This window comes from Prosthecodimorpha staleyi, from assembly GCF_018729455.1.
In the GTDB taxonomy this organism is placed as follows: Bacteria; Pseudomonadota; Alphaproteobacteria; order Rhizobiales; family Ancalomicrobiaceae; genus Prosthecodimorpha; species Prosthecodimorpha staleyi.
This window is the reverse complement of record NZ_JAHHZF010000004.1, coordinates 400,838-422,504: the sequence shown is the minus strand read 5'-3', so window position 1 is coordinate 422,504 and position 21,667 is coordinate 400,838. Positions and strand designations below refer to the sequence as shown.

The 21,667-nt window shown below is 71.4% G+C and carries 21 protein-coding genes; 19 read left to right on the top strand and 2 right to left on the bottom strand.

Going from position 1 to position 21,667, the window contains the following annotated elements; all coding sequences use genetic code 11:
* Window positions 1-4 precede the first annotated feature (4 nt).
* From bchL to KL771_RS10295, 17 genes are all read left to right on the top strand, one after another.
* Complete coding sequence (gene bchL / locus KL771_RS10375) at window positions 5-904, top strand: ferredoxin:protochlorophyllide reductase (ATP-dependent) iron-sulfur ATP-binding protein (RefSeq protein ID WP_261968461.1); 900 nt, start codon at window positions 5-7, stop codon at window positions 902-904.
* On the top strand, window positions 904-1,602 hold the full coding sequence (gene bchM, locus KL771_RS10370; RefSeq protein ID WP_261968460.1) for a magnesium protoporphyrin IX methyltransferase: 699 nt from the start codon (window positions 904-906) through the stop codon (window positions 1,600-1,602). Before bchL ends, bchM begins: the two co-directional genes overlap by 1 nt.
* Complete coding sequence (locus KL771_RS10365) at window positions 1,599-3,032, top strand: PucC family protein (RefSeq protein WP_261968459.1); 1,434 nt, start codon at window positions 1,599-1,601, stop codon at window positions 3,030-3,032. The genes bchM and KL771_RS10365 overlap by 4 nt, the downstream gene beginning before the upstream one ends.
* A gap of 107 nt (window positions 3,033-3,139) precedes the next feature.
* The gene (puhA, locus tag KL771_RS10360) at window positions 3,140-3,901 is read left to right on the top strand and encodes a photosynthetic reaction center subunit H (RefSeq protein WP_261968458.1); all 762 of its coding nucleotides are present in this window, start codon (window positions 3,140-3,142) and stop codon (window positions 3,899-3,901) included.
* The gene (puhB, locus tag KL771_RS10355; protein WP_261968457.1) at window positions 3,898-4,542 is read left to right on the top strand and encodes a photosynthetic complex putative assembly protein PuhB; all 645 of its coding nucleotides are present in this window, start codon (window positions 3,898-3,900) and stop codon (window positions 4,540-4,542) included. Before puhA ends, puhB begins: the two co-directional genes overlap by 4 nt.
* A gap of 19 nt (window positions 4,543-4,561) precedes the next feature.
* Complete coding sequence (puhC, locus tag KL771_RS10350) at window positions 4,562-4,996, top strand: photosynthetic complex assembly protein PuhC (RefSeq protein ID WP_261968456.1); 435 nt, start codon at window positions 4,562-4,564, stop codon at window positions 4,994-4,996.
* Window positions 4,997-5,062: 66 nt separating this feature from the next.
* Window positions 5,063-5,362: a hypothetical protein gene (locus tag KL771_RS10345; RefSeq protein WP_390866585.1), complete on the top strand. Its 300-nt coding sequence runs from the start codon at window positions 5,063-5,065 to the stop codon at window positions 5,360-5,362.
* Window positions 5,359-6,429, top strand: a complete 1,071-nt coding sequence (gene acsF, locus KL771_RS10340) for a magnesium-protoporphyrin IX monomethyl ester (oxidative) cyclase (protein ID WP_261968454.1) — start codon at window positions 5,359-5,361, stop codon at window positions 6,427-6,429. The genes KL771_RS10345 and acsF overlap by 4 nt, the downstream gene beginning before the upstream one ends.
* Before the next feature lie 82 nt (window positions 6,430-6,511).
* A complete protein-coding gene (gene puhE / locus KL771_RS10335; protein ID WP_261968453.1) occupies window positions 6,512-7,354 on the top strand; it encodes a putative photosynthetic complex assembly protein PuhE in 843 nt (280 codons plus the stop codon).
* The gene (gene hemA, locus KL771_RS10330; protein WP_261968452.1) at window positions 7,354-8,568 is read left to right on the top strand and encodes a 5-aminolevulinate synthase; all 1,215 of its coding nucleotides are present in this window, start codon (window positions 7,354-7,356) and stop codon (window positions 8,566-8,568) included. Before puhE ends, hemA begins: the two co-directional genes overlap by 1 nt.
* A gap of 32 nt (window positions 8,569-8,600) precedes the next feature.
* On the top strand, window positions 8,601-9,677 hold the full coding sequence (gene bchI, locus KL771_RS10325; RefSeq protein ID WP_261968451.1) for a magnesium chelatase ATPase subunit I: 1,077 nt from the start codon (window positions 8,601-8,603) through the stop codon (window positions 9,675-9,677).
* A complete protein-coding gene (locus tag KL771_RS10320; protein ID WP_261968450.1) occupies window positions 9,674-11,428 on the top strand; it encodes a magnesium chelatase subunit D in 1,755 nt (584 codons plus the stop codon). The genes bchI and KL771_RS10320 overlap by 4 nt, the downstream gene beginning before the upstream one ends.
* A 137-nt stretch (window positions 11,429-11,565) precedes the next feature.
* On the top strand, window positions 11,566-13,410 hold the full coding sequence (dxs, locus tag KL771_RS10315; RefSeq protein ID WP_261968449.1) for a 1-deoxy-D-xylulose-5-phosphate synthase: 1,845 nt from the start codon (window positions 11,566-11,568) through the stop codon (window positions 13,408-13,410).
* Complete coding sequence (bchO, locus tag KL771_RS10310; protein ID WP_261968448.1) at window positions 13,407-14,357, top strand: alpha/beta fold hydrolase BchO; 951 nt, start codon at window positions 13,407-13,409, stop codon at window positions 14,355-14,357. The genes dxs and bchO overlap by 4 nt, the downstream gene beginning before the upstream one ends.
* Window positions 14,354-15,889 carry a phytoene desaturase gene (locus KL771_RS10305; RefSeq protein WP_261968447.1) on the top strand — a complete coding sequence of 512 codons (1,536 nt, stop codon included), beginning with the start codon at window positions 14,354-14,356 and terminating at the stop codon, window positions 15,887-15,889. The genes bchO and KL771_RS10305 overlap by 4 nt, the downstream gene beginning before the upstream one ends.
* Window positions 15,867-16,931: a phytoene/squalene synthase family protein gene (locus KL771_RS10300; protein WP_261968446.1), complete on the top strand. Its 1,065-nt coding sequence runs from the start codon at window positions 15,867-15,869 to the stop codon at window positions 16,929-16,931. Before KL771_RS10305 ends, KL771_RS10300 begins: the two co-directional genes overlap by 23 nt.
* Window positions 16,928-17,125 (top strand): hypothetical protein, encoded by a 198-nt coding sequence (locus KL771_RS10295; RefSeq protein WP_261968445.1) that lies wholly within the window; start codon window positions 16,928-16,930, stop codon window positions 17,123-17,125. The genes KL771_RS10300 and KL771_RS10295 overlap by 4 nt, the downstream gene beginning before the upstream one ends.
* Before the next feature lie 5 nt (window positions 17,126-17,130).
* Here KL771_RS10295 and KL771_RS10290 read toward each other — a convergent pair whose 3' ends face one another.
* Window positions 17,131-17,964: a hydratase gene (locus KL771_RS10290; RefSeq protein WP_261968444.1), complete on the bottom strand. Its 834-nt coding sequence runs from the start codon at window positions 17,962-17,964 to the stop codon at window positions 17,131-17,133.
* A 26-nt stretch (window positions 17,965-17,990) separates the two neighbouring features.
* On the bottom strand, window positions 17,991-19,517 hold the full coding sequence (crtD, locus tag KL771_RS10285) for a 1-hydroxycarotenoid 3,4-desaturase CrtD (protein WP_261968443.1): 1,527 nt from the start codon (window positions 19,515-19,517) through the stop codon (window positions 17,991-17,993).
* Window positions 19,518-19,618: 101 nt separating this feature from the next.
* Between crtD and KL771_RS10280 the strand changes: the two genes are divergently transcribed.
* Both KL771_RS10280 and KL771_RS10275 read left to right on the top strand, forming a co-directional pair.
* The gene (locus tag KL771_RS10280; protein ID WP_261968442.1) at window positions 19,619-20,482 is read left to right on the top strand and encodes a polyprenyl synthetase family protein; all 864 of its coding nucleotides are present in this window, start codon (window positions 19,619-19,621) and stop codon (window positions 20,480-20,482) included.
* Between the two features lies 1 nt (window position 20,483).
* Window positions 20,484-21,662, top strand: coding sequence for an acetylserotonin O-methyltransferase (locus KL771_RS10275; RefSeq protein ID WP_261968441.1), 1,179 nt, complete (start codon window positions 20,484-20,486; stop codon window positions 21,660-21,662).
* Window positions 21,663-21,667: the final 5 nt, after the last annotated feature.

The following is a 21,667-nucleotide window of genomic DNA, read 5'->3' as shown; positions in this document are numbered from 1 at the left end:
GCTCATGAACTATCAGCTCCCGATCCGGAAGCCGGTGCCGCGCCAAGACGGCGAAGGCAGCGTCCAGGTTCATCTCGACCCGTCCCTGAGGATCGACACCGCCAAGGTCTTCGCCGTCTACGGCAAGGGCGGCATCGGCAAGTCGACGACCTCGTCCAATCTCTCGGTCGCCTTCGCCAAGCTCGGCAAGCGCGTCCTGCAGATCGGCTGCGACCCGAAGCACGACAGCACCTTCACGCTGACCAAGCGCATGATCCCGACGGTCATCGATGTGCTGGAAGGCGTCAATTTCCACACCGAGGAACTGCGGCCCGACGACTTCATGGTCGAAGGCTTCAACGGCGTGATGTGCGTGGAGGCGGGCGGGCCGCCGGCCGGCACCGGCTGCGGCGGCTATGTCGTCGGCCAGACCGTCAAGCTCCTGAAGGAACACCACCTTCTGGAGGATACCGATATCGTCGTGTTCGACGTGCTCGGCGATGTCGTCTGCGGCGGTTTCGCCGCTCCGCTCCAGCATGCCGACCGCGGCCTGATCGTCGCCGCCAACGACTTCGATTCCATCTTCGCGATGAACCGGATAGTCGGCGCCATCCACGCCAAGGCCAAGAACTACGGTGTTCGCCTCGGCGGCGTGATCGCCAACCGCAGCGCCGGCGTCGACCAGATCGAGCGCTACAACGACCGCGCCGGGCTGAAGACGATCGCCCATTTCCCCGATCTCGACGCCATCCGCCGCTCCCGCCTCAAGAAGCAGACGCTGTTCGAGATGGACCCGACGCCGGAGGTGGTTGCGGTCCAGGAAGAATATCTGCGTCTCGCCGCCTCCCTGATCGTCGGCAGCGAGCCCTATGAGGGCCGGCCGCTGAAGGATCGCGAAATCTTCGACCTGCTGGGGTACGACTGATGACCACGCAAACCTACGCCGCGCGGCGACACCAGCTCGAAACCTATTTCGACCGCACCGCCGTGGACGCCTGGGCGCGGCTGACCTCCGACGCGCCGGTCGGACGCATCCGCCGCACCGTCCGCGCCGGGCGTGACGAGATGCGCGCCACGCTCCTGTCCTGGCTGCCGCATGACCTGTCGGGCATGCGCATCCTCGATGCCGGTTGCGGCACTGGGGCCTTGGCGGCGGAAGCCGCCCGGCGCGGCGCCCGGGTGGTCGGCGTCGACATCTCGCCCAAGCTGATCGAACTCGGCCGCGAGCGCCTCGCCGGCGTCGGCCCCGGATCGATCGACCTGGTCGTCGGCGACCTGCTCGACCCCGCGCTCGGCGTCTTCGACCATGTCGTCGCCATGGACAGCCTGATCCACTACCCCTCGACGGATGTCGAGGACGTGTTGGCGAGCCTGGCGCAGCGCACCCGCCGCTCGATCCTGTTCACCTTCGCGCCGTCGACGCCGCTGCTCGCCAGCATGCATGCCGTCGGCCAGCTCTTCCCGCGCAGCGACCGTTCCCCGGCCATCGAACCGATCGCGGCGGCGCGTCTCGCCCGCCGCATCGACGACCATCCGGGCCTCGGCGGCTGGCTGCGCGGCCGCAACCGGCGCGTCGCGCGCGGCTTCTACATCTCCCAGGCACAGGAGCTCGTCAGGACATGACCGGCCCGTCCCTCCGGCTCGCCCGGGCGTGGAGCAAGCTCGGGCTTCGCTACCTGCCCTTCGCGGATGCGGCCAGCCCGGCGCTGCCGATGGGGCGGCTGCTGCGCCTGTCGCTGTTCCAGGTCACCGTCGGCATGGCGACCGCGCTGCTGGTTGGGACGCTCAACCGGGTCATGATCGTCGAACTGAGCCTGCCGGCCGTGCTGGTCTCCACCATGGTGGCGCTGCCGATCCTGTTCGCGCCGCTGCGCGCCTTCATCGGCTTCCGGTCCGACAACCATCGCTCCGTGCTCGGCTGGCGCCGCGTTCCCTATCTGTGGTTCGGCACCCTGCTGCAATTCGGCGGCTTCGCCTTCATGCCTTTCGCATTGCTTGTCCTGTCCAGCGAGGGCGACGGCCACGAGGTGGTCGGTTCGATCGCGGCGGCCCTGGCGTTCCTGATGGTCGGTGCCGGTCTGCAGACCACGCAGACGGCCGGGCTGGCGCTCGCCACCGATCTCGCCCGCGAGGAGGACCGGCCGCGCGTCGTGGCGCTGCTCTACGTGATGCTGCTGGTCGGCGTCGTGACCGCCAGCCTGATCTTCGGCTGGGTGCTGAAGGACTTCAGCGAGGTCCGTCTGATCCAGGTCGTCCAGGGTGCGGCGGCCGCCACCATGGCGCTGAACCTGGTGGCGCTCTGGAAGCAGGAGGCGCGCGAACCCGGCCGCACCCGCTTGGACGTGCCGATGCCGCGCTTCCGCGACGAATGGCGCGCCTTCACGTCCCGCCCGGGCGCGCGCCGCCTGCTGGTCGTGGTCGGGCTCGGCACCGCCGCCTTCTCGATGCAGGACATCGTCCTGGAGCCCTATGGCGGCCAGGTGATGCATCTCTCGGTTTCCGCCACCACGCTCCTGACCGCGCTTCTGGCGGTCGGCGCCCTCGCGGCCTTCTCGTTCGCCGGCTGGCGGCTCGGCCACGGCGCCGATCCGATGCGGCTCGCCGGGTTCGGCGCGGTGATCGGCCTGCCGGCCTTCGCGGCCGTGGCGCTGGCGGCACCGCTCGAAAGCGGACCCTTGTTCCTGGCCGGAACGCTGCTGATCGGGCTCGGCGGCGGGCTCTTCTCGGTCGGCACCCTGACGGCCGCCATGTGGCGCGACGACGCCCAGGACAAGGGCCTCGCGCTCGGCGCCTGGGGCGCCGTCCAGGCGACCGCACTCGGCCTCGGCACCGCTGCCGGCGGGGCGATCCGCGATCTTGTCGGCGCCGCAGCCGAACGCGGCCTGCTCGGGCCCGTCCTGTCGGACCGCGCGACCGGCTACTCGGTCGTCTACACGATTGAAATCATTCTGATCTTTGCAACGCTCGCCCTCGTCGGCCGGCTCGTCACTTATGAGCAGACCGCCGGACGGCGCTCTTCCCGCGGCTTCGGCCTCGCCGAACTGCCGGGATGACGCAAGCTCGATCCGGCCCGCCGCGGCGGGCCGGCCGGAACTGCGGTCCGCGCGCGCGGACCGTCGCCTGACCGAACAGGGCCGCGGAGGCGGTCCGGGAGGAAGTCATGGGTATTCCCAATATGGACCTGGCGCAGGTCGTCCTCTACGTCTTCTGGCTCTTCTTCGCCGGCCTGATCTTCTATCTCCATCGGGAGAACAAGCGGGAAGGCTATCCGCTCCAGTCCGACCGCAGCAACGAGCGCGTCTCGATCGTCGGCTTCCCGGAGCCGCCGCCGTCGAAGACTTTCCATCTGCCCCATGGCGGCACCGTCACGGTCCCGGACGACAAGATCGATCGCCGCGCGGTCGCCGCCGTGCCGGTCGCGCCCTGGCCGGGCGCGCCGCTGACCCCGACCGGCAACCCGATGCTCGATGGCGTCGGCCCGGCCGCCTGGGCGGAACGGCTCGACGAGCCGGATCTGACCGTCGACGGCGATCCCAAGATCGTGCCGCTGCGGGTGGCGACGGATTTCTATCCGGCCCCGCAGGATCCCGATCCGCGCGGCATGACGGTGATCGGCGGTGACCGCAAGGTGGCCGGGACCATCGTCGACGCCTGGGTCGACAAGTCCGAGTTCATATTCCGCTACTACGAGGCGGAACTGACCGGCTCCGGTCGCCGGGTGCTGATCCCGGTCAATTTCGCCGCCCTCGACGGCCGGCGCCGGATCCTTCGCGTCGACGCGATCTTCGCGGCCCAGTTCCAGTCGGTGCCGGGCCTGCGGAATGCCGACCTCGTGACCTTCCTGGAGGAAGAGAAGATCTGCGCCTATTTCGGCGGCGGGCTGCTCTATGCCGAACCGAAGCGCACGGAGAGCTGGCTGTGACCGACGCTCCCGCTCCCGATGGCCTGCCGGAGGCGCTGCCCAGGGGCGAGCGCATCCTGTGGCGCGGCCGGCCCGACCCGCTGGCCCTGATGTTCGCAGCCTTCCGGATTGGCTGGGTGGCGGCCTATTTCGCGGCGCTGTTCGTCTGGCGCGGCGCGGGCCGGCTCTATGCGGGTGCCGGGTGGCTGGACGCGCTCGGCTATGCCGCCTTCATCCTGCCGATCGCGGCAGCCGCGATCGGCATCCTGGCCCTGCTCGGCTGGCTCGCCGCGCGGACGACGCTCTACACCGTGACCGACCGGCGGCTCGTCCTGCGCATCGGCATGGCCCTGCCGATGACCGTGAACCTGCCCTTCGACGTGATCGCCGGGGCGGCCGTGAAGCCGCGCAGCCGGGGGTGTGGCGACATCGCCTTCGCCCTGAAGCCGGACGCCCGGGTCAGCTATCTGGCGCTTTGGCCGCATGTCCGGTCCTGGCGCTTCGCCCGGCCCGAGCCGTCGCTGCGCGCCGTTCCGGACGTCGATGCCCTGGCGTCTCGGCTGGCCGAGACGCTGCAGCGTACCGAGCGGCAGGCGACCGGCCCGGTTGCCAGGCCGATGCGGGACGGCATGCCGGCCGGCATCGCCGTGGCGGCGGAATGACCGGCGGGGAGAGAGGACCATGAGTGAGATCTTCGCCGAACACCCCATTCCCCGCGCCGCCATCGTGGGAGCCGGCCTGCTCGTCGCCGTGACGGTGGTGGCGGCCGGGATCGGCCGGCATACCGGCCTCGGCACCCAGGCCCATCCCGAAATGGCGATGGTCCAGGCTGTCGATCTCATCTTCCGCGACCGCCCCAACGGTGCGATCGCGGTCACCGGCCCGCACGGCACCGTCGTGCTGGAGTCCGGCGAAAACGGTTTCGTCCGCGGCATCCTGAGGGGGATGGCCCGCGAACGGAAAACCTACGGCGTGGGCACCGAGGTGCCTTTCCGCCTGATCCGGCGCGTCGACGGCCGGCTGGTGCTGGAGGATCCGGCAACCCGCCAGACGCTCGACCTGGGAGCGTACGGATCGGGCAATGCGGAGGCGTTTGGGCGCCTCCTGCACGGCTGAAGACGACCCATCCGAACCGTCCTGCGAGGGGCGGCGAAGACTGGCATCGAGGGAGGAATGAACATGATGTCGGACTGGTTCGAACCACAACGGCCGCGTCGTGTCGGCTGCACGGTTGACATCGAGAACACCGCCGAAAGACTGCACGCCCATGTCTCGCTCGACGGCTACGAGCCCGAGCCGGGCGATGAGGTGATCGTCCACGACGCCCCGGTCGACGTGCCGTTCGGCGCCCATATCGTGGTGCGCCGCGAGGCGACCGTGATCCCGGCCTCGCGCCTCGGCTGGTTGTTCAGCAAGGCCGCCGGCTATCTCGAACTGACCGAGCTCTACGAGGTCGGCTTCCAGGAAGGGAGGCCGTCATGATCCCGATGGAGGGTGGCGCAGTCGCCACGACCAGTACCAACGAGATGGCGCAGACCGACACGATCCTGTCGCCGCGCTTCTACACCACCGACTGCGAGGCGCTTGACGCGCTCAACGTGGAGACGGTCCGGGCCGAGTGGGACGAGATCATGGCGGAGATGCGCGCCGATCTGAACCGCGGCCATTTCCAGAAGAACGCCGAGTTCGACGACTTCAAGATGGAGGACCTGCCCGAGGATCTGCGCAAGGAGTTCACCGACTTCCTGGTCAGCTCCCTGACGGCGGAATTCTCCGGCTGCGTGCTCTATGCAGAGATCAAGCGGCGGATCAAGAACCCCGAATTGCGCGAGCTGTTCGGCTTCATGACGCGCGACGAATCCCGCCATGCCGGCTTCATCAACGAGGCCCTCAAGGATGCCGGGATCGGCATCGACCTGGGCTTCCTGAAGCGGGCGAAGAAATACACCTATTTCAAGCCCAAGTTCATCTACTACGCGACCTATCTGTCCGAGAAGATCGGCTACGCGCGCTACATCACCATCTACCGGCAGTTCGAGCGTCATCCGCAATTACGGTTTCACCCGATCTTCAAGTGGTTCGAGAAGTGGTGCAACGACGAGTTCCGGCATGGCGAGGCCTTTGCGCTGATCATGCGGTCGGACCCGAAGCTGACATCCGGTCTGAACGAATACTGGGTGCGTTTCTTCCTGCTCGCCGTTTACGCGACCATGTATGTGCGTGATCACATGCGCCCGGCCTTCCACAAGGCGATCGGGGTCGATCCGACCGACTACGACTACCAGGTGCTCCGGCTGACGACCGAGATCTCGCGCCAGGTGTTCCCGATCACGCTCGACATCGAGAGCCCGGCCTTCCGCCAGGGTTTCGAGAGGCTCTGGCACCTGGCCGAGCGGATCGAACAGGCGCGCCGGCAGGGTGGCGTGATCGGCTGGGCGAAGCGGATGGTGTGGGCCTCCGGCGCCGCCGTCACCTTCGCGCGGCTCTATCTGAGGCCGGTCAACCGCAATGCGGTGCCGGCCCGGGTGCGGCTCGCCCCGGCCTGGTAGGCCCGGCGCCCGCTTCCGCCTACGCGCGTGACGCCGCCCCGCTGACGGGGCGGTGGATTTCCGGGAGGGAGGCCCGAGATCCGTGAACGCAACCGGCCTGGCCATCGCCCATGCCCTGTTCCTGTGGTGGTTCGGCACCGGCATCGTCCTCTATCTGGACGGGCTGCCGCGCCGGACCTTTCCGTGGACCGTGGCAGGGGCCACGGCGCTCCTGGGGCTGGCGCTCTGGGGGCTGGCGGCGACGCGGGACGACAGCTCGGTCGCCGGCGCACATCTCGCCTTCGCGGCGGCCATCGCGGTCTGGGGCTGGAACGAGATCCTGTTCCTGACCGGCTTCGTCACCGGTCCGCGCCGCGGCCTGCAGGCTGCGGGGGATCGCGGCTGGCGCCGCTTCACCGGCGCCGCCGGCACGGTGCTCTATCACGAGGTCCTGCTCGCCGCCTCTCTCCTGGTGGTCGCGCTGGTCGTCGCGGGGGGGACCAACCCGGTCGGCTTCTGGACCTTCCTCACGCTCTGGGGCATGCGGCTGTCGACCAAGGTCAACATCTTCCTCGGCGTCCGCAATCTCAGCGAATCCTTCCTGCCGGACCATCTCGCCTATCTGGCCAGCTACTTCCGGCGGGCGCCGATGAACCCCTTCTTCCCCGTCTCATTGCTCGTGTCCGCGGCCCTGTTTGCGGGCCTGGTCGCGGCGGCGATCGCGCCGGAGACGGGACCCTTCCTGGCCACCGCCGTGACCCTGGTCGCGACCCTGGTCGGGCTCGCGATCCTCGAACACGGTTTCCTGGTTCTGCCGCTCGATGTCGCCGCTCTTTGGCGCTGGGGCTTCCGATCCCGCCGTGCGGGTGCCTGCGGGCATCCGCCTGTTCTGACATGCGATCCGCCGCCGCGTGCGGCGGCCGACCATCCACCGAGGTCAGTCTGATGGATTACGAAGCCTTTTTCCTCAGCGGTCTTCAGTCCCTGCGCGCCGAGGGCCGCTACCGTGTGTTCGCCGATCTGGAGCGCCATGCCGGCGCCTTTCCGAAGGCGAGCCGGCACAGCCCGAACGGCATCCATGACGTGACCGTCTGGTGCTCGAACGACTATCTCGGCATGGGCCAGCATCCGGCCGTTCTGGCGGCGATGCACGAGGCGATCGACAGCTACGGCGCCGGTGCCGGCGGGACGCGCAACATCTCCGGCAACTGCCACACCCATGTCCTGCTCGAACGCGAACTGGCGGACCTGCACGGCAAGGAAGCCGCGCTGCTGTTCACCTCCGGCTTCGTCTCCAACTGGGCCGGCCTCGGCACGCTGGCGGCGCGCCTGCCGAACTGCGTCGTCTTCTCCGACGCCGGCAACCACGCCTCGATGATCGACGGCATCCGGCAGAGCCGCTGCATCAAGCGCGTGTTCGCCCACAACAACCCGCGCGATCTCGACCGGCAGTTGTCCGAAGTCGCGCCCGACGTGCCGAAGCTGGTCGCCTTCGAGTCGGTCTATTCGATGGACGGCGACATTGCGCCGATCGACGAGATCTGCGCTGTCGCGGAAGCCCATGGGGCGATGACCTATCTGGACGAGGTTCATGCGGTCGGCCTCTACGGTCGGCGCGGCGGCGGCGTCTCCGAGGCGACCGGTCAGGCGCACCGGCTGACCGTCATCGAGGGCACCCTCGGCAAGGCCTATGGGGTGGTCGGCGGCTATATCGCGGCCTCGCGCGCGCTCTGCGACTATGTCCGCAGCTTCGCCTCCGGCTTCATCTTCACCACCGCGCTGCCGCCCGCGGTCGCCGCCGGCGCGATGGCGTCGATCCGGCACCTCAAGGAGAGCGAGGTGGAACGCCTGCGCCAGCGCGATCGCGTCGCGCGTGTCCGCCAGCGGCTCGATGCGGCCGGCCTGCCGCATCTCGACAATCCCAGCCACATCATCCCGGTCATGGTCGGCGACGCGACGCTGTGCAAGCAGATCTCCGATCGCCTGCTCGACGACTTCGACATTTACGTCCAGCCGATCAACTACCCGACCGTCCCGCGCGGCACCGAGCGGCTCAGGATCACGCCTTCGCCGTTCCACAGCAACGAGGACATCGAGCACCTCGTCTCCGCCCTGTCGGAGATCTGGGCGGACATCGGACTGGAGCGGGTCGCCGCCTGAAGGACCGGGCGAGAGACCAAGGGGGAACCGACATGCTGACCCGCGTCGACGAGACGGACGAAACGGCCGCGACGGGCCCGGCCCGCGGCCGGACCCACTTTCCCTTCACGGCCATCGTCGGCCAGGAAGAGATGAAGCGCGCGCTGATGCTGGCGGCCGTCGACCCGGGTCTCGGCGGCGTGCTGATCCTCGGCGATCGCGGCACCGGCAAGTCGACCGCGGTCCGGGCCCTGGCGGCGTTGCTGCCGGAGCGCCGCGCCGTGGCCGGCTGCCGGTTCGCCTGCGATCCCGACGACCGCGACGGCCAGTGCGCGGATTGCGCCGCCGCGGGCCCGCGCAGCCTGCGCGTCGTGCGAGTGCCGATCCCGGTCGTCGACCTGCCGCTCGGCGCCACCGAGGACCGCCTGGTCGGAGCACTCGACCTGGAACGGGCCCTGACCCGCGGCGAGAAGGCCTTCGAACTCGGCCTGCTTGCCCGGGCCAACGGCGGCTTCCTCTATATCGACGAGGTCAACTTGCTCGAGGACCATCTCGTCGACCTTCTGCTCGACGTGGCCGCCTCGGGCTCCAACGTCATCGAGCGCGAAGGCCTCAGCCTGCGCCATCCGGCCCGCTTCGTGCTCATCGGGAGCGGCAATCCGGAGGAGGGCGAGTTGCGCCCGCAACTGCTCGACCGGTTCGGCCTGGCGGTCGATGTCGGCACCCCGGCGACGGTGGCGGAGCGCGTCGAGGTCGTGAAGCGGCGCACCGCCTTCGAACGCGATCGGGCCGGCTTCGCGGCGGCCTGGAGCAAGGACGAGGCGAAGGCGCGCCGCCGCATCGTCGTCGCACGCAAGGCGCTCGAATCCGTCGCGGTGCCGGATGCCGCCATCGAGCGCGCCGCCCGGCTGTGCATCGCGCTCGGGACCGACGGCTTGCGCGGCGAACTGACCATCATCAGGGCCGCCCGGGCGCTGGCGGCGCTGGAAGGCGCCGAGGCGGTCGGCGACGACCAGATCCGCCGGATGGCCCCGTCGGCGCTGCGCCATCGGCTGCGCCGCAACCCGCTCGACGATGTCGGCTCGACCGCCCGGGTCGAGATCGCGCTACGCGAGGTGTTCGCGTCATGACCGCCCCCGACCGGTCCCAGCATGCCTTCGCGGATGCCTCTCTGGCCGCCGATCTGATCGCGGTCGATCCGGTCGGGCTGGGCGGTCTCATTCTCGGCGGCGGGCGCGGCGCGACCGACCCGATCGTCGAGCGCCTGGTCGCGCAGCTTGGGCCGGACGTTGCTGTGCGGCGCCTGCCGGCCTCGATCGATCCGGGCCGCCTCGACGGCGGGCTCGATGTCGCCGCGACGCTGGCCGCCGGCCGTCCGGTCGACAGGCCCGGTCTTCTCGCCGAGGCGGCCGGGGGCCTCCTGGTGGTGCCGTCGGCCGAACGGCTCGGCACGGCCACGGCCGGCCGGCTGGCCGCCGCGCTCGACCGGTCCGACACCGCCCCGCCGGCCACCGCCCGGCGCTCGGCCCAAACGCTGCCCCCGATCGTCATCGCGCTCGATGAAGGCGGCCCGGACGATCCGCCGCTGCCCGGCGCGCTCACCGACCGGCTCGCCTTCCGGGTCGATCTGTCCGCGGTGCGGCTGGCCGATCTGGTGCCCGAGGACGAGCCGGACATCGAGGAGGCGCGGGCGCGGCTCGGTGCCGTCGACCTGCCGGATCCGCTTCTTCACGCGCTTGCCGAAGCCGCCATCGCGCTCGGGGTCGCCTCGCCGCGGGCTCTCATTCTGGCCGTGCGCGCCATGCGGGCCTCCGCCGCCCTGGCGGGCCGGCCGGTGCCGGCCGACGAGGATGTCGTGGTTGCCGCCCATCTGGTCCTGGCGCCGCGCGCCACCCGGTGGCCGACGCGCGAGCCGGAGGCCGCCGAACCGCCGCCCCCGCCGGCGAATGCCCCGGACGACGCCGCCGAGACGGGCACCGATCCGTCGGATCGCCCGCTCGCCGACCGCGTGATCGAGGCGACGGCCGCCCTGTTGCCGCCCGACCTGCTCGCCCGTCTCGCCACGGCCCGCTCGGCCCCCCGCTCCGGCGCGGACGGCCGGTCCGGTCCCGACCGCAAGACGCTGCGCGGTGCCGGCGGCCGCCCCCTGCCGAGCCGGTCCGGCCGTCCGACCGGCGGCGCACGGCTCGATCTCCTCGAAACCCTACGCCGCGCCGCGCCCATGAAGCGCCTGCGTGCCGCGCCGCCGCCCGGCATGATCGTCGCGGTGCGACCGGCCGACATGGCGATCCGCCGGCATCGCCGACATGCCCGCTCGACCACCGTCTTCCTGGTCGACGCCTCCGGGTCGTCCGCCCTGCACCGGCTCGCCGAGGCCAAGGGGGCGGTCGAGATCATCCTGTCGGATTGCTATGTCCGGCGCGATCGCGTCGCCCTGCTCATCTTCCGCGGCCGCTCCTGCGAGACCGTGCTGCCGCCGACCGGTTCGCTCACCCAGGCCCGGCGCCGCCTTGCCGACATGGCCGCCGGCGGCGGTACGCCGCTCGCAACCGCGATCGAGGCTGGGCTCGCGCTGGCGCTGCGTCTGGGACGGGCCGACGAGGCGCCGAACCTCGTCTTCCTGACCGACGGGCAGGGCAACGTCGCCCTTGACGGCGCCGGCGGGCGGGCCCGGGCGGAGGCCGATGCGCTCGCCGCGGCGGCAAGGCTGCGCGTCCACGCCGTTCCGACGCTGATGCTGGACATTTCCGATCGCCCCAATCCACGCGCCGGTCGTCTCGCCGAGGCGATGGGTGCCACCTACCTGCCGCTGCCGCGCGCCGATGCCGGTGTCGTCGCCGCGGCGGTTCGCTCCAGGGTGCCGGCCCGTCGCGCCGGCTGACAGGCGGGCTTCCCCGCCGAATTGCGGGTCCGTCCCGCCGACATGCGGGTTCGTCCCGCCAGATCGCGGGCTGGTCCCGCCAGAACGCGGGGTCGTCCCGCCAACACGCGGGCTCGCCCCGCCAATGAGGTGCTGACATGGCCCCGGAAGGAAACGCTCTCCTGTCCCACATTGCCGTGCCGGCCGACATCCGGGCGCTCGACCCCGCGCTGCTGCCGCGGCTCGCCGACGAGTTGCGGGGCACGCTGGTCCGCTCGGTGTCGCGAACCGGCGGCCATCTCGGCGCCAGCCTCGGCGTGGTCGAGCTGACCATCGCGCTGCACCGGGTGTTCGATACGCCCGAGGACATCCTGATCTGGGATGTCGGCCACCAAGCCTATCCGCACAAGATGCTGACCGGCCGGCTCGGCCGGCTGGAGACCATCCGCCAGGGCGGCGGCCTGTCCGGCTTCACCAAGCGGGACGAGAGCGCCTACGACCCGTTCGGCGCCGGCCATTCCTCCACCTCCATCTCCGCAGCACTCGGCTTCGCGGCCGCCCGCCGCCTGCTCGGCCGGCCCGGGCGGGTAGTCTGCGTGATCGGCGACGGCGCGCTGTCGGCGGGTCTCGCCTATGAGGGCCTGAACAATGCCGGCGCCTCCGGGCTGCCGGTCACGGTCATCATCAACGACAATGCCATGTCGATCTCGCCGCCGGTCGGCGCCCTGTCGGGCCATCTCGACGCTCTGGCCGGTGGCGCCAATGCGCCCGAGAACCTGTTCACCGCGCTCGGCTTCACCTATCGCGGTCCGGTCGACGGCCACGACATGGCGGCGCTGGTCGAGGCGCTCGAGGTGGTCCGGGATTGCGGCGGGCCGGTCGTCCTGCATGTGCGCACCGAGAAGGGCCACGGCTATGCCCCGGCCGAAAAGGCGGCCGACCGGCTGCACGGCGTCACCGCGTTCGATCCGGCCACCGGCGTGCAGGCCAAGCCGAAGGCGATCGCGCCGAGCTTCACCCAGGTCTTCGCCGACGCGCTGATCGCGGAGGCGCGCGACGACCGCCGCATCGTCGGGATCACGGCCGCGATGGCCTCCGGGACCGGCATCGAACGCTTCGCCAAGGCCTTCCCGGACCGCGCCTTCGATACCGGCATCGCCGAGCAGCATGCCGTCACCTTCGCGGCCGGGCTCGCCTGCGAGGGCATGAAGCCCTTCTGCGCGATCTACTCGACCTTCCTGCAGCGGGCCTACGACCAGATCGTCCATGACGTGGCGATCCAGCATCTTCCGGTGCGCTTCGCCATCGATCGGGCCGGCCTGGTCGGGGCCGACGGGGCGACCCACGCCGGCAGCTACGATCTGGCGATGCTCGCCTGCCTGCCCGGCATGGTCGTGATGGCGCCGGCCGACGAGGCCGAACTGCGCGACATGGTCGCCACGGCGGCGGCCTATGACGAGGGTCCGATCGCCTTCCGCTTCCCGCGCGGCGACGGCTTCGGTGCCGATCTTTCCGAGCCGGCGCGCGTGCTCACGATCGGCCGCGGCCGCATCTATGCGGAGGGCGAGGATGTCGCGATCCTGTCGCTGGGCACCCGGCTCGCCGCCGCCAGCGATGCCGCCGACCGGCTGGCCCGCGACGGCATCTTCGCCACGGTGGCGGATGCCCGCTTCGTCAAGCCGCTCGATGCGGAGCTGATCCTGTCCCTGGCGCGCCGGCATCGCGTCCTGATCACGGTCGAGGAGGCTGCCGGCGGCTTCGGCACCGCGGTCCTGAGGCTGCTCGCCGAAGCCCGCATGCCGGTCGGTCGGCTGGTCGTGCGCACCCTCGCCCTGCCGGACCGGTTCCTGCCCCATGACGGCCCCGGTGTCCTGCTCCAGGCGGCCGGGCTCGACGGGGCCGGCATTGCCGAGACGGCCCGGTCGGCACTCGAACAGGTCCGTCCGCGCATGGCCGCGCGGCCCGTTCTGGTCGCCGCCGGCATGCCGGGATTCGTGTCATGACCCCTTCGGGCTCGGTGGCGGCAGCCTCACCGTCGGCGCGGCGCTCGCTCGCCACGCTGGCGCGCCTGCGGTTCGACCGCGACGGGCAGGACTGGCCGAACCGGGCCGCGAGCCGCTTCGTGCGTGCCGACATCCTGTGGCATGTCCAGGTCATGGGAACCGGACCGGCGGCCCTGCTGATCCACGGCACCGGCGCTTCGACGCATTCCTACGCGGCGCTGGCGCCGCTGCTGGCCCGGCATTTCACGGTCGTGCTGTGCGATCTCCCCGGCCACGGCTTCAGCGAGCCGTTGCCGCCCGGCCGCACCAACCTGCCCGGCATGGCGGCGACCTTGGCGGCGCTGCTGCGCGCGCTGGAGGTCGATCCGGTCCTCGCCGTCGGCCATTCGGCCGGGGCGGCGATCGCGTTGCGGCTCTGCCTCGACGGCGCCATCCATCCGGGTCTCGTCGTCAGTCTGAACGGTGCGCTGGCCGGCTTCGGCGGGCCGCTCGCCCGGGCCGTGTCGCCGGTCGCGCGGTTCCTGGCGCTGAACCCGCTCCTGCCACGCTTCTTCGCCCGCCGGGCGCGCGATCCTGCCGTGGTCGATCGTCTCCTGGAGCGCACCGGCTCGCGGCTTGATCCGGCCGCCGCGTCCTTCTACCGGCGGCTGGCCGCCGATCCGGACCAGGTCGCCGCCGCCTTCGGCATGATGGCCGGCTGGGATCTGGAACCGCTGCTGCGCGACCTGCCCCGTCTGAAGGTGCCGGTGCTGCTGATCGCCGGCGCCTGCGACGGCATGGTGCCGGCGCGTCAGGCCGGCGAGACGGCCCGCCGCCTGGCCAGGCCCGAGATCGTCGAACTGGCCGGGCTCGGCCACCTCGCCCATGAGGAGGCGCCCGGCCGCATCGCGGCGCTGATCGAGGCCGCGGCGACGCGCCATGGACTTATGCCGGAGGTCTCGCCATGAGCGGACACGACGCCTCGCTGCATCGCGCCGAGCGCCCGGTCCGCCGCCAGCCGCATGCGGTGGTGATCGGCTCCGGCTTCGGCGGGCTCGCCGCCGCCATCCGGCTCGGCGCGCGCGGCTACCGCGTCACCGTCCTGGAACGGCTTGACCAGTCCGGCGGCCGCGCCCGGGTCCATCGGCAGGACGGCTTCACCTTCGATGCCGGCCCGACCATCGTCACCGCCCCGCATCTCTTCGCCGAATTATGGGCTCTGTGCGGTCGCGACATGGCCGCCGATGTCGATCTGCGGCCGATCGATCCCTTCTACCGCATCCGCTTCCATGACGGCTCGACGATCGACTGCTCGGGCGATCCGGCCCGCATGCGCGCCGAGGTCGACCGTCTGGCGCCCGGCGACGGCCCGGGCTACGAGCGCTTTCTCGCCCATGCCGAGGCGATGTTCCACATCGGCTTCGAGAAGCTCGGCGACGTGCCCTTCGACCGCGCCGCCGACATGGCGCGCGTGCTGCCCGAACTGGTCCGGCTCGGCGGCTGGCGGTCGGTGCATGCCCTGGTCTCGTCCTATGTGAAGGACGAACGCCTGCGCATCGCGCTCGGCTTCCATCCGCTGTTCATCGGCGGCAATCCCTTCACGGCCACGGCTGTGTTGGTCCTGGTCTCCGCACTCGAACGGCGCTGGGGCGTGCATTTCGCCATGGGTGGGACCGGCCGCCTGGTCGCCGGGCTGGTCGGGCTGATCGAACAACAGGGCGGGCGGATCCGTCACGGTGTCGACGTCGACCGCATCCTGGTCGAGAAGGGGCGCGCCTGCGGGGTGCGGCTCGTCGGCGGCGAGACGATCCCGGCCGATATCGTCGTCTCCAATGCCGATGCGGCCGCCACCTATCGCCAGCTCCTGCCGGCGGCGGCGCGCCGTCGCTGGACCGACCGCAAGGTCGGCCGGATGCGGCAGTCGATGAGCCTGTTCGTCTGGTATTTCGGGACCGACCGGACCTATCCGGAGGTGCCGCACCATACGATCCTGCTCGGCCCGCGCTACCGCGAACTGCTTGCAGAGATCTTCGGCGCCCGCGCCCTGCCGGCAGACTTCAGCCTCTACCTGCATCGCCCGACCGCGACCGATCCGAGCCTGGCGCCGCCCGGCTGCGATGCCTTCTACGTCCTGGCGCCGGTGGCCAATCTGGATGCGCCGATCGACTGGACCCGGGCCGCCGAGCCCTATCGCCAGGCGATCGCGGCCGAGCTGGAACGGACGGTCTTGCCGGGGCTCGGCGCCGCGCTGGTCACCTCGAAGGTCACCACGCCGCTCGATTTCGCCGCCGATTTCCTGGCCGAGAAGGGCGCGGCCTTCGGGCCGGAGCCGGTGCTGACCCAGTGCGCGTGGTTCCGGCCGCACAATCGCAGCGAGGATGTGGACGGGCTCTATCTGGTCGGTGCCGGCACCCATCCGGGCGCCGGCCTGCCGGGCGTGCTGTCCTCGGCCCGCATCCTCGACCGGGTGGTGCCCCATGCCGATGCTCTCGTCCGCTGACCGGCGCGCCTGCCGCAGGAGCCTCGCGGAGGGCTCGAAATCCTTCTTCGCGGCCTCGCTGCTGCTGCCGCCGCGGCTGCGCGGGCCGGCGACCGTGCTCTACGCCTTCTGCCGTGCCGCCGACGATGCGGTCGACGGCAGCGCCGATCCGGCCGCCGCGGTCGCCGACCTGCGCCGCCGGCTCGATCGCATCTATGCCGGCCGGCCGGGGGCCTGCCCGGTCGAGCGCCTTTTCGCCGATCTCGTCGAGACGATCGATCTGCCGCGCGCCCTGCCCGAGGCCCTGATCGAGGGCTTCGCCTGGGACGCGGACGGCCGCCGCTATGCCGATCTGGCCGCGCTGGAGGCCTATGCGTTCCGGGTTGCCGGCGTGGTCGGGATGATGATGTCGGTACTGATGGGTCGCCGCTCGGAGGCGGCGCTGGCCCGTGCCGCCGATCTCGGCATCGCCATGCAATATACCAACATCGCCCGCGATGTCGGCGAGGATGCCCGGGCGGGGCGGCTCTATCTGCCGCTCGACTGGCTCGCCACCGAGGGGCTGGACGGCGCGGTGCTGATCGGCGCGCCGGTCCCGTCGCCGGGCCTCGCCCGGGTGGTGGCCCGGCTGTTGGCGGCGGCCGAGACCCATTATGTCCGGGCGGAAGCCGGCATCGCGCTGCTGCCGCCGGATTGCCGCCCGGCGATCCATGCCGCCCGCCTCGTCTACCGCGAGATCGGCCACCGCCTGGCCGCCGCCGGTCACGATTCGGTCTCGACCCGCACGGTGGTGCCGGGCCGGCGCAAGCTGGTTCTGATGGCCGACGCGGTGGTGGCGGCGCTGAAGCCCGCGGCGGCCATGCCCTTCGCGCCGGTATCGGTCCCCGCGGCCGCTCCGGACAGCGCGTGCGACCTGATCGCCCGGCTCGCCGCCGACCGGCCCGGCCCGACCGCGGCGCGGCCCGGATCTGCCGCGCGGCTGATCGAAATCCTGACCATCCAGGAAGAGCGCCGGCGCGCGTCGCGGCAGCCGATGCCGGTGCGCGTCGGGGTCAGGTCATGACCGAGGCCGACGGCAGCAACTGGGCGCTCTTCTCGGCCTTCGAGATGATGCTGGTGTTCCTGCCCGCCCTGGCCTTCGCCTGGTGGGAGCTCAGGTCGCTGAAGCGGTTGCGCGAGGCGCGCGAACGCCAGGAGCGCGAGCGCGCTGCCGGGACTTCCGACGCGGGCTACCCTTCGGGCGAGCCGCGGCCATGACCCGCTCAGGCGCGCCGCGGCATGCGGAAGGGCAGCATCATCTGCACGACCGGATGGCGGAATCGATCCAGCGACAGGCTCTCGTGGATGCCCACGGCGGGCTGCCCGCCGATCGTCGCGGCGACCAGCGAGCGGGCATAGAAGGGCGCATCCTCGAGCGTCTTCAGGATGCGCGTGGTGCTCGCATCCTCCGAGGCGACCGGGCGCGCGATCCGCCACAGGGTCGGCGGCAGGGCGACGAAGGGCGGCAGCGGTCCGGGCGCCGGGGGGCCGGCCGGCGGGAAGGCCAGCGCAAAGCCGCGTGGTCCCTCCCGACGGCCCTCGACCGCGTAGCAGACCGTGGTGCCGGCCGGGTTGGTCAGGCGCGCCCAGGACCAGGACCGGAAGCCGTCCTCGATCGGCTCCATGCCGCGATTGTGGTCGAGATAGGCGTTGCCGCGCCAGGCGAGGCGCGGTTGCTCGAATTCGACCTCGATCCGGGCGACCGGCGCGATCGGCCGCCAGACATGGCGCTCCTCGTCGTCGAGGGCGTAGCCTTCGGTGCCGAGCGCCGGCAGGTCGAGCCGGATGATGCCCCGCAGTCGGCGCGGCCAGGGCACGGCGATCTCGTCGATCTCCACGATCAGCTGCTGCCCCGCGCGCCGCATCCGGCTCGGCCCGACCTGCAACAGGTCCGGGCCGCGCTTCAGGCTGCGGCGGCCACGCTCGGTCATCGCCCAGGCGGCCCCGCGCCCGTAGAGCGCGACATTGATGGCGACATGATTCTCCGGATCGGCGGCCCCGCGCCGGCGCGCGAAGGCGTAGTAGGGCGAGAACACGCTGCCGACGAAGCCGATCACCGTGATCGCCGACGCGCCGTCGTCGCTTACGCCGTCGAGGTACCACCAGGCATAGCCGCCCGGTGGGACCGGGCGGTCGAAGTCCAGTCCCGGATCGCCGACAGGGCCGCCAGCCGTCCCGACAGAGCCGCCATCGGCAGGCCCGGTCCCGGATGAGCGCTGCCGCCCGCCAGATAGAGACCCGGGATCGAGGTCCGCGGACCGGGCCGCCGGAAGGCCGACGACCAGCCGTGGGTCGCCCGCCCGTAGAGGGCTCCCCCGGTCGCCGGAAAGCGCCGGGCGAAGTCCGCGGGCGTCGTGATCCGGCTCTCCGCCGCCGTGATGGTCAGGCCGAGCCGCTTCAGATGGGCGAAGGTCGCGGTCTCGCATCGCGCGAACTCCTGCGGTTCGAGGGGGCGCAGATCGCCGTCCGCCGGCGCGTTGACGAGGACCAGCAGCCGTTCCGGGCCGCCCGGTTCGCGGTCCTGCTCGCGATCCTGGGCGCAGACATAGACGGTCGGCTCGGTCGGCAGGCGCCGGTGATGGAACAGATCCTCGAATTCGCGCCCGTAATCCGACGAGAAGAACACGCTGTGGCGGACCAGCGGAAAGCCGGAGGCCTCTCCGGCGATCGCCCAGGTGACGGCCGACAGCGACCGGGTCAGCCGCGGCATCGCGGGCGCGGCCGGGGCGGCGCCCGCGCCGAGCAGGCCGGCGCCGAGCGCGGCGATGTCGCCATTGTGGACCACGATGTCGGCCGGCAGGACATCGCCGTCGGCAAGCCGCACCCCGACGGCGCGGCCATGGGCGACGACGATCTGCGTCGCCTCCGCGGCGAAGCGGAAGCGCGCGCCGCAGCGCTGCGCCAGGTCCGCGACCGCCCGGGCGATCGTGCTCATGCCGCCCTCGACCGCGAAGACGCCGAGGCGCTCGACATGGGCGACCAGCATCAAGGTCGCCGGGGCGGCGAAGGGCGAGGAGCCGCAATAGGTCGCGTAGCGGGCGAACAGCTGGCGCAGGCGCGGGTCCTGGAAATAGCCGCCGAGCGCCTTCCAGAGCGACGTGAACGGGCGCAGGGCGATCAGGTCGGGCAATCCGCTCAGGCCTGCCCGGCGCAGCAGCCCGGCGAGGCTCGCCCCGTCGGCATTCAGATAGGGCTGGTCGAGCGTGTCGAAGACGTGCCGTGCGGCGCGGCAGAAGTCGAGGAAGCGTCCGGCCTCGCCCGGCCCGGCGAAACGGCCGATCTCGTCGGCGGTCTCGAGCGGATCGGCAAGCAGGTCGAGCCGCTTGCCGTCCGGCCAGGCATGCCGCGCCAGCACGTCGACCGGCACCAGCCGGACATGGTCGTCGAGCCGCGCACCGCCGCTGGCGAACAGCGCCTCGAAGATCGGCTTGAGGGTGAAGACGGTCGGGCCGCAATCGATCGGACCCGCCAGGGTGTCGATCACGGCGAGCTTGCCGCCCGGCCGTCCGGCGCGTTCGAGCACGGTTACGTCCATCCCGGCAGTGGCCAGTTCGACCGCCGCCGCGAGACCTCCCATGCCGCTGCCGATGACGACCACGCGGGCTGACATGGCCAGGCTCCCAGGATTGACACTCTCTGCCTTGCAGTGTCATATTTTTTGGACAGATATGAAAGTCAAAAATATCTGACAGTCACGGAGGAGCGCTCGCCATGGACGCTGCAGGCCGCATCGAGACCGCCCTCGAACTGGCACTGGCCACGGCCAGGGACGGATGTCCCCCGCGGCTCGGTGCCGCCCTGCGCGACGCCGTGATTCCCGGCGGCGCGCGGCTCCGGCCCCGGCTGACCCTCGCGGTCGCCTTCGCCTGCGCCGACGACCAGCCGGCCGCGGCCGACGCCGCCGCCGCCGCCATCGAACTGCTGCATTGCGCCTCGCTGGTCCATGACGACATGCCGTGCTTCGACGATGCCACATTGCGCCGCGGCCGCCCGTCGATCCATGCCGCCTATGGCGAGAATGTCGCGCTTCTGACCGGCGACGCCCTGATCGTGCTGGCCTTCTCCGAGCTGGCGCGGCGGGTTGCCGACCCAGTGCGGCTGCGGCGGCTGATCGGCATCGTCGCCGATGCGGTCGGGGCGCCGAACGGAATCGTCGCCGGCCAGGCCCAGGAATGCGAACCGAGCATCGGGCTTTCCGACTATCACCGCCGAAAGACCGGCTCCCTGATCTCGGGCGCCACCATGGCGGGCGCCGCCGCGGCCGGTTTCGAGCCGGAGCCCTGGCGGGCGCTCGGCATGGCGATCGGCGAGGCCTATCAGGTCGCCGACGACATCCGCGATCTGGTCTGCGAACCCGCCGAACTCGGCAAGCCGGTCGGCCGCGACGCGGCGCTCGGGCGGCCGAGCGCGACCCGGGAATTCGGCATGGTCGGCGCGATGGACCGGTTGAGGGTGCTGGTCGCCCGCGCCGTCGACGTGGTGCCGGTCTGTCCGGGCGACGCGATGCTCAAGGCCATGATCCTGCGCGAGACGCGCAAGTTCCTACCGGCAGAACTGGCGGCCGAGGCGGCGTGACATGACCGCCCAGACCGATGGCTGGGCCGGCAGGGTCAGGGACGGACCGTTCGCGCGTCTGCGCGACCGGCTCGCCCGCTGGCGCAACCGGCTGGTCGAAAGCCCGCGATTCCAACGCTTTGCGGCCGACCTACCTGTCGTCCGGCGGGTCGCCAGCCGGCATGCGTCCGATCTCTTCGACCTGTGCGCCGGCTTCGTCTATTCGCAGATCCTGCTCGCCTGCGTGCAGCTTCGGCTGTTCGATGCCGTCGCCGGGGAGGCGCTCGCGCTCGACGCGCTCGCCCTGCGCCTTGGGCTCGATCCCGAGCCCACGGCCCGGTTGGCGGATGCCTCGGTGGCGCTGGGGCTCCTGGAACGGCGGCCGGACGGCCGCTACGGGCTCGGCCTGCTCGGCGCCGCCTTGCGCGGCAATCCCGGCCTGCAGCGGATGATCGAGCATCACGCCCTGTTCTATCGCGACCTCGCCGATCCGGTCGCGCTCCTGCACGCGCCGCCCGGAGGGACCGAACTGGCGCAATTCTGGCCCTATGCGGCCGGTCCGGGCACGGAGGCGAGCCCGGCTGCGGCCTATTCGGAACTGATGGCCTCGACGGTCGGCTTCGTCGACGGCGACGCCATCGACGCCTACGATTTCGGCCGCCACCGGCGCGTGCTCGATGTCGGCGGCGGCACGGGCGGCTTTCTGGCCGCCCTGGCGGCGCGCCATCCGGCGCTCGACCTGGTGCTGTTCGACCTGCCGCCGGTGGCCAGGCTGGCCGAGGCGCGATTCGCCGGCCTCGGGCTTGGCCATCGCGCCCGCGTGGTCGCGGGCGACTTCCGCGGCGATCCGCTGCCCGCGGGGGCGGATCTGATCACGCTCGTCCGCGTCCTGCACGATCATCCCGACGAGATCGTCCTGACCCTGCTGCGCGCCGCGCGGGCTGCGCTGGCGCCCGGCGGCCGGCTCCTGGTGGCCGAGCCGCTCGCCGGCACGCCGGGCGCGGAACGCATGGGCGACGCCTATTTCGGTTTCTACCTGATGGCCATGGGACGGGGGCGGCCGCGCTCGGCCGACGCACTCGGCCGCCTTTTGGTCGAGGCGGGCTTCGCGGAGATCCGCCGTCATCAGACCCGCAGGCCCATGCTGGTGTCGCTCCTGTCAGCGACAGCGGACACAAAAGCGATCCCAGAACGTAAATAGGAATT